The organism is Flavonifractor sp., assembly GCF_019422385.1.
Taxonomy (GTDB): Bacteria; Bacillota; Clostridia; order Oscillospirales; family Oscillospiraceae; genus Flavonifractor; species Flavonifractor avistercoris.
In genome coordinates, this window is record NZ_JAHZDL010000014.1 from 24,711 (window position 1) to 38,005 (window position 13,295).

Sequence of the window (13,295 nt, forward strand, 5' to 3'; positions counted from 1 at the left end):
CCTAGACTATACGGTGATATGTGCGCTCAACCAGATCTGGTTGAGGCCGTGGGCCACGGTGAAGGCGAAGTCCACCAGGCACACGGTGGGGTTCTCGGTGTCCGCCGTCACGGTGACGTTCTCGTACCCGGTGATGATCTCCCGGGCCAGCTTGTTCTCCAGCTCCACCACCACCTGGGAGCGGATGGCCCCCCGGCTCTGCTCGGTGTTCTTGGCCCGGCGGAACCGGGCCTTGAGGGCGTTGCGCACGGTGGGGATCACGTCATCCACGATGCGGATGGTGGTCAGCTCCCGCCAGGTGGCGTCGGCGGCCTCGCCGGTCTTGGTGCGGGTGGTGACCCCCCGCACCACGCTGACCACTCCGGCCACGCTCTCCACGGGGGTGACGCCGCCCCGCACCAGGGTGTCGATCTCCGTGTCGCTGTACTGGGCCTGGAGGGCACCCACCCCCTTGAGCTCCGCGCCCCCCAGGGGGACGGCGGGGTCGCTCTCGGCGGCGATGGCCCCCGCCACCGCCGCGGCCACGGCCGCGCCTGCGTCGCCCCCCAGGGGGGCCACCAGCACCATCCGCTCACTGTTGAGGCTCTGGGCCTGGGTGACCAGGTTGCTCACCGTCTCCGCCGTCTTGCCCCGCACCACGGCGATGCGCTCCCGCCGGTTGGCGGAGGCGGTGTTGACGCTGTCCCGCAGGGCCTGCTGGACGGTGAGGGTGTCGCTGTCGCACACCACCACCGCGATGTCCTCCTCCGCCTCCAGCAGCGTAAAGGCCGCCGTGTAGCTCTCCGCGTCCGCCACTGGCGCCGCCTTCACCTGGGCCGCGCCGTTGAGGAACAGCAGCCGCACCAGCTCGGTGATGGCCGCCTCCCCGAAGGCGGTCACCGCGTCCTCGTACCGGCTGAAGGTGTACAGGCCCTCCACCTCCTCCTCGCCGTCGTACAGGGCGGCCAGGCCCACGTTCTGCCCGCCGCCGGTGCTGCTGATCACGGTGGAGGCGTCGTACTGGGAGTACACCCCCGGCCGCTCATGATTTGTGATACTCAAACCTCGACCTCTCCTCTCACAATAAAGTCCAGGAACGTGCCGCCCTCGCTGGCCACGGCGTAGAGGAAGCCCCGGCACACCGCCGTCACCGGCCGGTGGAAGAGCCCCGCCTCCCGGTCAAACTCGGTCTCCCCGCAGGAGAGCTCCTGGAGCACCAGCCCGGTGGGCCCGTCCCACTGGAGGGCCTCGGCCAGCCTGTCGTAGGCCGCCTGGATCCCCGCCGCGCCGCAACCCCGGGGGGCGTAGAGATCCAGCCCCAGGGTAAGGATGATCCTCCGGCCGTACAGCTCCTGCCACTGGCCGGTGGCCTCGTCATACCGCTCCCCCAGGTAGTCCCGGAAGCCCTCCGGCCCGCCCTGGCAGGCCCGGACGGAGACCGCAGCCACAGCGCCGTCCCGCCGTGTCCGGCCGCCGTCGGGGTAGGCGCACACCGCCTCCACCCCGTTCCGGTTGAGGAACTCCGCCATCCGCTCCCGCACCGTCTGAAAATCCAAGCGTCTCACTCTCCTTTCTCCCGGCGCGTCCCGCTGTCACGCCGTCTCCCCGGGGCCGTCCTCCGGCTCCGGATCCCGCACCGCCAGCAAGGCCCACCAATAGATGGTGTCCTCCCCCAGGCAGACGGGCTGGGCGGCGCGCACCTCAAATTGGGTGTTGTTCCACGCCACATAGCCGTCCCCCAGGCCGTCCAGGCTCACCTCCGGCGGCCCCAGGTAGAGCCACTGATCCCGCCGCACCGTTCCCAGGGGGGTGGGCAGGCTCTGGAACCAGTCCTCCCGGGTCTCCAGGGCGGGCTGGAGGAAGGCCCGGCAGAGGGTCTCCGCTCCGTCCCGCACCACGGCCACCCGCTGGCCGTACTTGTCCAGGATCCGCTCCCAGGCCCCGGTCATCCCTCCACCCCCTGGAAGGCGAAGCCCCGGTCGGCCAGATAGGGCCCCAGCACCGTCTCGGCCTGGAGGCGGAGGGCGGCGGAGCGCTCCGCGGCGTCCGCCCCGCCCCCCTCCTGGATGGTAAGGCTGCCGGCGGTGAACTTTTCCACCCCGGCGCTCTCCCCGGCGGTCAGGCCGGCCAGGGCCATCCAGGCGCAGGCCAGCACGAAGGCGCTTCCGCAGTCCTCCGGGGACACCCCGGGCCGCAGGCGGCGGGTCAGTTCGGTCTCCGCCGCCTGGCACAGGGCCTCCAGGGCAGTCTCCTGCCCGGCTGTCACGTGGCCCAGTGCCTTGGCCATGGCCATGATCTTCTCCGTCATTTTACCTTCAGCACCTTTGCCGCGTCGGTGAACAGCTTGGCAAAGCCGGAGATGCTGGTGATGGCGGCCCGCTCCAGCTGCCGGTCGATGAGCTTGTCGTACTCCACCAGTACGTCGGAGCCCTGCACCATCTCCAGGGCGTACCGCTTGTCCAGGCCGATCATGGTGCCGCTGGCCAGGGCGGAGGTGCGCAGCAGGGTGGCGCCCAGGGGGGTGGCCAGCTTGCCGGTGCCCTGGAAGTTGAGGCCGGTGAGGGGGTTCTGGAACTCCTCCATCTTGAGCAGGGTGAGCATCTCGTCGCCGCTGACCAGGAGTGTGTTCATCTCATAGGGGTCGAACTGGCTCCAGAAGTCCACCAGCTCGTCGTAGGTCAGCTGGCCGGAGGTGCCGCCGATGGGGTCGGTGCCCACGGTAAAGCTCTGGGCGGGGTTGCCGTTGCCGTCCCCGTTGAGCAGCACGTCGATGGCGTCCTCCAGGTGCATCCGGTTGATGTGGGCGCCGATCTGCCGCAGGGTGACGGAGAACAGATCCAGCTTCTGGTAGCGGATGGCCTCGTAGGGGGCCACCAGCATCCTTCCCCGCTTGTAGAGCTTCACCAGGTTCTCCTGGCTCTTCACCTGGGTCTGGGGGATGGAGGCCCCCTCCTCCACCCGGCGCAGGGCCTTCTGCTCCTCGTCGGGCACCGACGCGATGGAGCGGTAGTCCATGCCGTCAAACCGGGTGACGGCGGCGGTGATGTGGGGGATCAGGTTGGCCTCCTCCATACCCTGCCGCACAGAGCGGGCGATGTACTCGGGGAAGAGCACGGCGGACTGGCTGGTGGCGAAGAACTTCTCCACCGCGTCGCTGCCCGCGCCCTTCACCTTGATGTCGAACCGCTTGAGCTGCCGCTGATAGGCGTCCAGCCCCTCCAGAGCGGTGCCCTTGTACTGCTCGGAGGGGTCCTCCCGTTCCAGCACCTGGGTGAAGGAGCGCCCCGCCTCGTTGTACATGCCCTTTTCCAGTCTCAGATTGTCAAAGCGATAACCCATATCCACATTCCTCCCTTTCTTACAGCCGCACCACGGCGCTGCCGCTGTCCACCGAGATGACCAGATAGTCCCCGCCGGTGGCCGGACTGGCGCTGTCCTTTTTGACGCCGCCGGTGCCGTCGGCCAGAAGCTTGTTCCAGCCCACCGCCACCCCTTCGGCGGCGGCCACCTTCACCAGCCCGGCCACCTGGACAGCGGCGTAGCCGTCCTCGGCGGTGAGGGCCACGCCGCAGAAGCGGTCGCCGTCGCCGCACTTGTCCACGGCCCCGTTGCCGGAGGCCTTGACCACCTGGCCCGCCTTCACGTCCACGCCGCAGGTGAAGGTAGCCACCACCTCGCCAATGCCGTCAAAGGAAATCTTGCTCATACTCCCGTCCCCTTTCTGTTCAGATCAAAAATGCCCCGTCTCTCTGCTCCGTCCCGCTCTGTGCTTCGCCGTAGGTCAGCTGGGTCTCCGCCGGGAACCTCCGGTCGGCCTGCTTCTCCAGGGCCTTCCGCAGGGCGGTCAGCTCGGGGTATTCCAGCCTGGCCGCGATGGCCTTCAGCGTCCCGTGCTCCAGCTCCAGCCCGGCCAGGCTGCCCAGCCGCACCACGTCGCTCCGCAGGCCCTCCAGGTACTTCCGCCCCAGGGCCGCCTCCTGCTCCAGCCTCCAGTGCTTCATCACCCCCGCGTTTTTCTGGGCGGGCACCGCCACGAACGACCACTCGTAGGCGTCGGTGGCGCCCACCAGGTCGGCCCAGCACTGCTGACCGCCGTACTCCTCCCCCTTCTCATGGGGGCAGGTGTGGATGTCCTGGCCGCAGATGGAGCAAACCGCCCGCTCCACGGCGCAGCCCACACTGACCTCTTTCTTGATGCCGCCCTCGATCTCGGTGATGAGCTCCCGGTTGCCCTCGGTGCGCAGCAGGTAGGCGTACCCCTTCAGGTAGCAGTAGGGCTCCCCCGCCCCGGTAAGCCGCGCCTCCCGCACCACCTCGGTGCGGTAGATACGGGCGGTCTGCTCCCTGGCGCTCCACTGGTGGTCGAACAGGCCGCTCTTGCCCGCAAAGAGGGGGGCCAGCTCCTCCAGGGTGGCCGCCGGGAACCGCTCCCAGTCCCGATCCACCTCGTTGTCGCACAGCTTCACTGCGAAGGCGTACACCTCCTCCGCCGTCAGCTCCCTCCGGCTCCAGGCGTTGATCTGGGCCAGCTCCTGCGGATTGAGCTCCAGGGCGCCGTCCACGCCCGCGTCCTTGCTGATGATCATCCCATCGCTCCCTTCCCTCTGCTCTCGTTTTCCTATATGTAATCCATTCTTGACCATGTAGGGCGGGGGCTCGCCCCCGCCGTTCACGATCCCGCAGGGGCGGATATCATCCGCCCGCCGTCTCCGCCCGGGCTTCCTCCACCTCGTCGTCGCAAGCTCCATATCCCTCGTCCCGCCGCATGCGGCGGGACTCGATCATTCCGCTGCTCCGCCTCTCCCCAGGAAATCGCTCCGCGCTTCCCCGGGGGCCCCGATCTGGTCTCGGCAGCCCGGGCCAACTTCTTTTAGGGTTTCTTGTTTTCCCGGGCCAGCCGCAGATCCTCCGCCTGCTCCCGGTACAGCTCCGCCCGGGCTTCCTCCACCAGATCCTGGAGGTTGATGTCCGCCCAGTCCACGGTAACCCGGCGGTCATAGCCGTGGAGGGTCAGCCACAGCTCGCAGATGCGCTCCACCACCGGCTCCAGCCCCCGCCGGATGGCGGTGATCTCGCTGGTCATCATGTCGGCCTGCTGGGTGCTCATCCGCTCGGTGGATGACCAGCTGAGGCCCAGCAGGAAGGGCGGGATCCCCGTCCTTGCGATGAGCTGCTCCAGGATCTGCCGCACAGGCACCTCGCTGTCCAGGATCTGGTTGTCCGCGCCGATGACCTTAATGTCCACATCACCCACGGCTACGAAGTCCCGGACGGAGCCATCCTTGCCCGCCTGCATGGCGGCGGACCACTCCCTGGCGATCTGGCGGCTGCGCTCCTGGGCCATGGACTGGTCCAGGGGGCTGTCGCCGGGCTTGTACACCACGGCGAAGCGGACGTTGCCCATCCGCTCCCAGTTCATGCCCACCGCCTGATAGATTTTCAGCAGAATCTCCGTCAGGAAGGGCATGGAGCGCAGCAGGCTCACCCCGTAGGGGCTGCCCACCTCTGGCTGAAACGGGGTGAAGAGGAGCAGCTCCTGCCGGGGCAGCTCCCGCAGGCCGCCGGCGGCGTCCCGCCCCCAGATGGCAAACTCCAGGGGGGAGTCCCCCTCCCGGATCTCAATGTCCGCCGGGTTGCCGCACAGCAGGGCGGCGATATCCCGCCCCCGCCGGTCGGGGACGATCTCCCCCACGGCTCGGCCGCAGGTGAGCATGGAGTCCAGGTAGCAGTCCAGGAAGGACTGGATCCCCCGCTGTCCCCTTCCGGTGTTCACGTGCTGGAGGAACCAGTCCAGCCCCTCCTGGGCGTCCCTGTCCCGGCAGAGCACCTGTACGCCGCCGGCCAGCCGCACCAGCTTGCGCAGGGCAGCGTCCACGATGGGCACCGCCTCCCGGATGCTCCGGTAGAGGGCGATCTCCCCGTTTCTCAGGGGGACGTAACCGTCCAGCACGCCGAAGGGGTGCCGTCCCCCCTCCCGGAGCTGCACCGCCGTCCCGGCCCCCACGTCCTTTTTCTTTCCTAACACACCCATGCCCTTCCTCCCGTCTCGCTTGTCTAAAACCGTCCCCGCTCCACGCACAGGCCGCCGAAGTATCCCCGCTCGCCCGCCGCCACGGTGGCGGCGAAGTAGCGGATGTCATCCATGGCATGGTCGTGGACTTTTTTCACCCGGTCGCCCACGGCCTTTTCGTCCCAGCAGTAGAGGGAGAACTCCCGGATGGCGTCCCTGCATTCCTCGCAGATGACCAGCTTCCCCGCCTTGAGCAGCTCGGCGGTGGTGCGGATGCCGGCCAGCACATCGTTGTCGGCCTTTTCCACCCGCCAGCCCCGGCGGCGGAGCACCTCGATGAAGCTGGCCGCCGACGGGTCGGCCACGATCTTCCAGATGGGCCGCCCCCCAGCCAGCTGTTCCAGGGCGTCGGCGTACTCCCCGTCGGTCTTCTGGGCCCGTTCCGCCCTGGAGTCGTAGTAGTACTCCTTCACCCGGTACCACACCCCGTTTTGCAGGCCCCACAGCCCCAGGGACGTGGGGTTGACGGTGCCGTAGTCGCAGGAGATGCACCACCGCTCCATCTCCCCCTGTGGGACAGGCCGCACCATGGACTCGTCGAAGAAGTCGTACACCCGCCCCTCGGCGGCCACCCACTCCCCCAGCACGAACCGCCGGTAGAAGGTACCGCTGAAGCTGCGGGCGTACCGCTCCCGCACCTGGGGGGTGAGGACGGGGTTGTCCGCCATGGTGAAGTGGAGATAGAGGGCCCGCCGCTCCTCCGCCTTCTGGATCCACTCCCTATAAAACCAGTGCTCCGGGCTCTCCGGGTTGCAGGAGAACCACAACCGGCTCCCCTGCACCGAGCACCGGGCGCAGGCCTGTTCCACGAAGGAGCGGGGCATGAGGGCCGCCTCATCCAGCAGCACTCCGGCCAGGGTCACCCCCTGGATCAGGGCGGCGCTGCCCTCGTCCTTGCCGCCAAAAATATAAAACGTGTTCTCCCGCCCGCCGAACCGCACCCGCAGCCGGCCCCGGGACACCCGTTCCTCCCACTGAAACCCCAGCTCCCCCAGGGCGGGCAGCACCTCGTCCAGCAGATTCCGCCGCAGGGCGGAAGCTGTCTTGCCGCACAGGCCAAAGACAGCCCCGTCAAAGCACCCCATGGTCCAGAGGAAGAAGGATAGCCCCATGCAGAGTGTTTTCCCGCTGCGCACCGCACCGTCGCAGATCACGGCCTCCAGCTCCCTTGTCTCCGGCGTTATCCACCAGGTCAGCACCTGTCTCTGCTTTTGAGAGAAGCTTTTAAACCGCATCGGCATTTTCTTTCAGCGCCCGGAAAAACTCCTCCGCCTTGTTCTCCTGTCCTCCGGAGAGTTCCACCAGCTTTTCCAGCACCGCCACCCGGTCCACCAGCTTGAGCTCCACCGCGCCGTTCCCGCTGCGTTTGAACTCCTTCAGTGCTCCCAGCTCCAGCCCGTCAATCTTCTCCAGCTGTCCCTCATCCAGGAAGGCCAGCTTCACCGCGTCGTTGACCCTGCACTGTGCCAGCCGCTCCATCCGATGAAGCAGCCGTGTCCGCTCGTTTCTCACGCGCTTCCCTCCTCACCCCTGCCTCCCAAAAGCAGAAAGTGAACCATCTGCGTACACTTAAGCACTGGTTTTCCAAAATTTATTTTCATGTCTACCAGATGTCTACCAATTTAATCCCGCAACCCATTGGCGCGCAGTGATTTCCCGCTGCACGCCTTTTCTCCGGCCCTTTCGTGTCTACCAAATGTCTACCACGGGCACTTTTTGGCTGACAAGCACCCTCAAAACAGCCATATACTATACGTTTTCCTTACTTCTGAGCCATTGCAAGGGTCGTCATAAGCCTCTGATTTCCCTATTTTACCGGATATTGGTGGAATATGGCAATCCGAGCTTCAAATTTTAGAAGGAGGAAAATCCAAGATGAGAAACCTCAAACGGGCTCTCAGCCTGGTGCTGGCCGTCGTTATGGTCATTGGCCTGATGGTCGTCGGCGCTTCCGCTGTGAGCTACAACGATTTCTCCGACCGTGGAGAGATTGTGAACAAGGATGCGATTTCCATGCTCACGACGCTGGGTATCATCGAGGGCAAGCCCGATGGTTCCTATGCGCCTACCGAGGGCGTGGACCGTGCCCAGATGGCGAAGATGATCTCCGTCATCATGAACCAGGGCGCCGACAACAGCGCTCTGTATGTCAACAGCCCCACGGGCCTGACTGACATCGCCACCAACTGGGCCAAGGGCCACATCAACTACTGCTACACCCTTGGCATCATCGCCGGCCGTGGCAACGGCACCTTCGATCCCAGCGCCGGCGTGACCGGCGTTGAGGCCGCCAAGATGCTGCTGGTGGCCGCCGGCTACGATCCCAAGATCGAGGGCTTCGAGGGCTCCGACTGGGCCATCAACGTCAACGCCAAGGCCTCCGCTCTGGGCATCTTCCGCAACTTCACCAAGGACGTGACCGCCCCCCTGAACCGTGACGACGCGGCTCTGCTGATCTACAACGCCCTGGATGTGGAAATGATCCAGAAGTACGAGAGCGGCTACGCCATCGCCTTCTCCGATGCCCGCACCATCCTGTCCGCCATGTACGGCGTGTATAAGGTGGAGGGTGTTGTGGTCGGCAACAAGTGGGCCGAGCTGGACAAGACCGACTCCGACGAGGCGATGAAGGACGGCAAGACCATGCTGGACAACGTGGTCCTGTACTCCTCCACCACTTCCAACACCACCAAGAACGAGGGTGTGGCGCAGTCCGGTAAGATCCAGTTCAACGTGGACACCCCCGTGGAGTACCTGGGCAAGACCGTGACCCTGTACATCGAGAAGACCACCATCCTGTCCGACTCCAAGGTCCTGGGCGTCGCCACCAAGGATGATCAGAACATCATCCAGGCCACCACCGGCACCGAGGACACCGTGAAGGACTACCTGAAGGGCACCGGCCTGTCCATCACCGATGATACCGAGTTCTATGTGAACTACGGCTACTGCGAGAAGCAGGCGGACGCCACCGATATCATCAACAACTACCTGAACGGCAAGACCGGCGAGAAGTTCAATCTGAACGGCGTTGAGGTCGAGGTCATCGACAACAACAACGACGGCGATGTGGACTACGTCCTGTACCTCCAGGAGACCCTGGGCAAGGTCAACCGTTACAGCGAGAAGAATGAGACCATCTCTTTCTACGCTCCCGAGTACAAGAGCGGCAAGCTGACCAACGGCACCGACACCATCACCGAGGACTTTGCCGACGTGGTCTTTGCCGACGATGTCACCTCCGACGATCTGATCCTGTACGTCCAGTACGGCGGCCGCACCTACATCTCCCTGCCCGAGGTCGTCACCGGCACCATGACCCGCGTGGACCGCGACAAGAACGACGAGCTGTACATCACCGTCGGCGGGGAGACCTACTATCAGTCCTACATTCTGGACGCCGCCTCCCTGGTGGACGTGGATGTGGAGCACTTCGACATCAACGCTGCCAAGACCCTGCCCGGCTTCGACACCGAGTATGACTTCATCCTGGACTCCAACGGCTATGTGGTCGCTGTCCGTCCCGCCGAGGAGACCGTGACCAACTACGCTCTGGTTCTGGATTCCGCCTGGACTCAGAACGCCCTGGAGGTCCGCGGCCAGGTTGAAATCCTGATGACCGACGGCACCGAGGGCACCTACTATATCAACTGGAAGAACTCCGTCAAGAAGGCCTTCGGCGAGGGCAACGATTCTGATTTGGAGGAGTACCTGGGCACCCGCGACGTGGATATCCACAGCGGCTTCAAGACCGGCGCAGCCGCCGGCACCGTTATCACCTACACCCTGTCTGATGACGACATCCTGACCATCACCAGCGTTCTGGGTTGCAACTACTTGAATAGCGATGGTGAGTTTGTTGCTGACAAGGACGGCGATGAAGAGGATAGCGTGGCTACCAATTCTATTGCCTACATTGATCGGAACCTTGCCGCCGAAGCTAACAAAGTTGTTGGCGGCGAGAAGTCCACTCCCAACCTGCAGTATGTGGTTGACAATAAGTACGAGAACGGCGACGGCTACATTGATCTGACCGTGGCCGGTAAGGACAAGACCTACGCTATCGACAAGAACACCGTGGCTTTCTACTACTATGACCCCGAGGGCGACGGCAAGGATGTGGAATACGGCGTAGCCACCGGCTGGGACAAGATGAGCGATGTGGAGGCCGACACTCGGGCCCAGTTCTATCCCGTGCTGAAGAAGACCGACAGCAAGACCTATGAGACCACCAAGCTGGCCGAGGTCATGCTCTTTAACTCTGTCCCCACCGCCACCACCCAGGATTGGCTGCTGGTTCTGACCGCCAACGCTCTGACCTCCAAGACCCTGGAGCTGAACGTGGTCTTCGAGGATGGCACCACCAAGGCCATCGAGGTCAGCAAGGAGGACTACGAGGACGAGTTCGACAAGGCTGACGGCTACGCCTACATGGTGGCCTACACCTACAGCGTGAACTCCGACGGCACCTATGAGCTGGAACTGAAGAGCCGCGAGGATGCCACAGATGTGGTCCTGCTGAAGAACGGCACTCTGGACGTGGACGGCATGGTCAAGTATCCCACTGTGGTTGACAAGAGCAACATCTGGGATGTGACCGACATGACCTCCGCCGGCGAGGACGCCGCCAAGGGCGAGTTCGTGGTCGGCTACGAGAAGAACGCCGTGGTCATCACCACCAACGATGACAAGGTCCTGCAGACCGCCTGGATCTGGGATAAGGACGAGGAAGAGGATGAGGATCACTCCTTCGATATGAAGGATCTGTACGTCACCGAGGATCCCGCCGGCACCATCAACGTCTACACCGTCCGCACCCTCAGCGCCCGTCAGGTCGCCAACGTGGTGAAGACCTTCCTGAACGACGCTGACATCGACGAGGTCGTGTACCATCCCTCCGGTAGCTCCGGTAGCGCTACTGTGACCTTCAACGACAACAGCAAGGTTACCTACACTGTTAATGTTGTGAAGTTTGCTTCCGACGAGGACGTGACCATGCAGGAGGTCTTCGAGGATGCTCTTGCCTATGAGTATCCCGATGGCCGCGAGTACAAGGGCGACATTAAGGTCAACGGCACTACCGTGACCGGCACCTACACTGCCGCTCAGATCTTCGCCGGTGAGGATGTCATGAACGACATGGCCCGCCTGCTCGGCGCTCTGTACCGCGCCGGCGATGCCAAGAAGATCGTCTTTGACGGCAAGACCTATACTTGGGATGCCGACAATGGTCTGAAGGGCAGCAACTGGGTCGATTCCAATGACAACACTCTTGTCAAAGCTATCGGAATCAAGGTCGGCGGCACTGTGAGCGCCTCTACCGAGGTCGAGCTCACTGTGGACGGCATCGACATCACTTTCGCTGTCGATGCCAAGTAAGAAGCGGACAATTCACCGGCTTTGAACTGCCGAAAAGGGCGGGCCCCATGGGGCCCGCCCTTTTCTTCATCGCAGCGCTATATATTGGTAGGTCTCCCCTTTGGCGTTGGGGGTAAAGTTGTAGATGCTGATGTACTTGACCTGAAATCCGGTCTCTGTGACAGACATCAGAGCGCTGTAAAATCCCTCCATGGCCACAAAGCTGTACCATTCATCCGCCGGGATCAAAACCAGTCTGGGCTTGAAGCCCAGCTGGATCTGCTGTGCCTCCGCCCCGTTGCCCACATAGCTGCCATGGATAATCTCCGCCTTTGTCTCCAGCGCCGCCTGGGTTGCCCCCGCGTCCGCCTTCCCCGCCAGCGCTGTGTTGGCCGCTGTCTCTACCCCCTTGATGGCCGCGTCGATCTTGGCGAAATCGGTGTTGAAGTCGGTGCGGAGAAAATCATCCGTGGGCTCCCACTGGTGGAGCTGATAATGTTCCGTATAATTTGCCATAAAAAATCCCTCCCGCTCGTGAAAGCGGGAGGGATTTTGCGGTACGTCAAAACGCGGAGGCGGACATCAGCCCTTCAGGGTCTCGGCCCAGGCCGCATACTTGGCGACCTTGGCGTCGCACCCCTCCTTGGAGGTGTCGTTGGCCAGGATGTAGACCTTGACCTTGGGCTCGGTGCCGGAGGGCCGGACGATAAGGCTGGTGCCGTCGGCCATCTCATAGCGCAGCACGTTGGAGCCGGACAGCTCCATGGTGCTCTTCGCGCCGTCAGCCACGTTGACCACGCTTCCGTCCTGATAGTCCTTCTGCTGGAGCACGCCCACGCCGGCGATCTCCACCGGGGGCTTGGCCCGCAGATCGGCCATCAGCTGGGCCATCTTCTTCAGACCGTCCAGGCCGGGCATCACCAGGTTCAGGGTCTTTTCCCCGTAGTAGCCGTACTTCTCATAGCAGGCCAGCAGGGCGTCGTACAGGGTCATGCCCTGCCCGGCGTACCAGGCGGCCATCTCGGTGAGGGCCAGGGCGGCGGTAACCGCGTCCTTGTCCCGGACGTAGTCGCCCAGCATGTAACCGTAGCTCTCCTCGTAGGCGAAGATCACCTTGCCCTCGCCGGCGTTCTCCAGCTTGTCCTTCTTCTCGGCCAGGAACTTGAAGCCGGTGAAGGTGTCATAGCAGGCCAGGCCGTTGTCCTCGGCCACCTTGCGGGCCATCTCGGTGGTGACGATGGTTTTCAGGGCCACGGGCTTGTCCGGCATCTTGCCGGTGCGCTTCTTGGCGCCGATCAGGTAGTCCAGCAGCAGCACGCCGGTCTGGTTGCCGGTGAGCACCTTGAACTTCCCGTCGCCGGTCTTGACCATGATGCCCACCCGGTCGGCGTCGGGGTCGGAGCCCAGGATGAAGTCGGCGCCCTGCTTCTTGGCCAGGTCCACCGCCAGATAGAAGCCCTCCGGGTTCTCCGGGTTGGGGGAGACCACGGTGGGGAAGTTGCCGTCGATGACCATCTGCTCGGGCACGCAGATGACATGCTTCATGCCCAGGCGCTTGAGGGCCTCGGGAATCAGCTTGTAGCCGGTGCCGTGGAAGGGGGTGTATACCATCTTGAAGGTGTCGGCCACCTTGTCCACCGCCGCCTTGTCGTTGACCTGACCCATGACGTTGGAGAGGAACTTCTCGTCGGTCTCTTCGCCCATGACGGTGATCAGGCCCGCCTTGACGGCCTCGTCATAGTCCATCCGCTTAATGGAGTCGAAGAGATCCAGCTCCTCCATCTTCTGGGCGATGGCGGAGGCGTGGTGGGGGGGCAGCTGGGCCCCGTCCTGCCAGTAGACCTTGTAGCCGTTGTACTCCTTGGGGTTGTGGCTGGCGGTGACGTTC

13 protein-coding genes are annotated in these 13,295 nt (G+C 64.0%); 1 reads left to right on the plus strand and 12 read right to left on the minus strand.

What is annotated here, in order from left to right:
- Window positions 1–6: 6 nt before the first annotated feature.
- From QZ378_RS03535 to QZ378_RS03580, 10 genes are all read right to left on the minus strand, one after another.
- Window positions 7–1,041 (minus strand): phage tail sheath C-terminal domain-containing protein, encoded by a 1,035-nt coding sequence (locus tag QZ378_RS03535; RefSeq protein WP_291257325.1) that lies wholly within the window; start codon window positions 1,039–1,041, stop codon window positions 7–9.
- A complete protein-coding gene (locus tag QZ378_RS03540) occupies window positions 1,038–1,535 on the minus strand; it encodes a hypothetical protein (RefSeq protein WP_191380011.1) in 498 nt (165 codons plus the stop codon). Before QZ378_RS03540 ends, QZ378_RS03535 begins: the two co-directional genes overlap by 4 nt.
- Window positions 1,536–1,571: 36 nt before the next feature.
- Entirely contained in the window at window positions 1,572–1,928 is a 357-nt protein-coding gene (locus tag QZ378_RS03545; protein ID WP_191380010.1) for a hypothetical protein, read from the minus strand.
- Entirely contained in the window at window positions 1,925–2,287 is a 363-nt protein-coding gene (locus QZ378_RS03550; RefSeq protein WP_191380009.1) for a hypothetical protein, read from the minus strand. The genes QZ378_RS03545 and QZ378_RS03550 overlap by 4 nt, the downstream gene beginning before the upstream one ends.
- On the minus strand, window positions 2,284–3,318 hold the full coding sequence (locus tag QZ378_RS03555) for a phage major capsid protein (RefSeq protein ID WP_291257326.1): 1,035 nt from the start codon (window positions 3,316–3,318) through the stop codon (window positions 2,284–2,286). The genes QZ378_RS03550 and QZ378_RS03555 overlap by 4 nt, the downstream gene beginning before the upstream one ends.
- Before the next feature lie 19 nt (window positions 3,319–3,337).
- Entirely contained in the window at window positions 3,338–3,685 is a 348-nt protein-coding gene (locus QZ378_RS03560) for a hypothetical protein (protein WP_191529456.1), read from the minus strand.
- Between the two features lie 19 nt (window positions 3,686–3,704).
- Window positions 3,705–4,565, minus strand: coding sequence for a hypothetical protein (locus QZ378_RS03565; protein WP_291257327.1), 861 nt, complete (start codon window positions 4,563–4,565; stop codon window positions 3,705–3,707).
- Window positions 4,566–4,849: 284 nt separating this feature from the next.
- Window positions 4,850–6,010, minus strand: a complete 1,161-nt coding sequence (locus tag QZ378_RS03570; RefSeq protein WP_291257328.1) for a serine/threonine protein phosphatase — start codon at window positions 6,008–6,010, stop codon at window positions 4,850–4,852.
- A gap of 23 nt (window positions 6,011–6,033) precedes the next feature.
- Window positions 6,034–7,284 carry a PBSX family phage terminase large subunit gene (locus QZ378_RS03575; protein WP_291257329.1) on the minus strand — a complete coding sequence of 417 codons (1,251 nt, stop codon included), beginning with the start codon at window positions 7,282–7,284 and terminating at the stop codon, window positions 6,034–6,036.
- Window positions 7,274–7,561, minus strand: a complete 288-nt coding sequence (locus QZ378_RS03580; RefSeq protein ID WP_191380002.1) for an XRE family transcriptional regulator — start codon at window positions 7,559–7,561, stop codon at window positions 7,274–7,276. Before QZ378_RS03580 ends, QZ378_RS03575 begins: the two co-directional genes overlap by 11 nt.
- A 363-nt stretch (window positions 7,562–7,924) precedes the next feature.
- Between QZ378_RS03580 and QZ378_RS03585 the strand changes: the two genes are divergently transcribed.
- The gene (locus QZ378_RS03585; RefSeq protein WP_291257330.1) at window positions 7,925–11,428 is read left to right on the plus strand and encodes an S-layer homology domain-containing protein; all 3,504 of its coding nucleotides are present in this window, start codon (window positions 7,925–7,927) and stop codon (window positions 11,426–11,428) included.
- A gap of 66 nt (window positions 11,429–11,494) precedes the next feature.
- Here QZ378_RS03585 and QZ378_RS03590 read toward each other — a convergent pair whose 3' ends face one another.
- Window positions 11,495–11,923 carry a hypothetical protein gene (locus QZ378_RS03590; RefSeq protein WP_291257331.1) on the minus strand — a complete coding sequence of 143 codons (429 nt, stop codon included), beginning with the start codon at window positions 11,921–11,923 and terminating at the stop codon, window positions 11,495–11,497.
- A gap of 66 nt (window positions 11,924–11,989) precedes the next feature.
- Window positions 11,990–13,295 (minus strand): phospho-sugar mutase (locus QZ378_RS03595; RefSeq protein WP_291257332.1); only part of this gene is annotated, 1,306 nt, incomplete at its 5' end.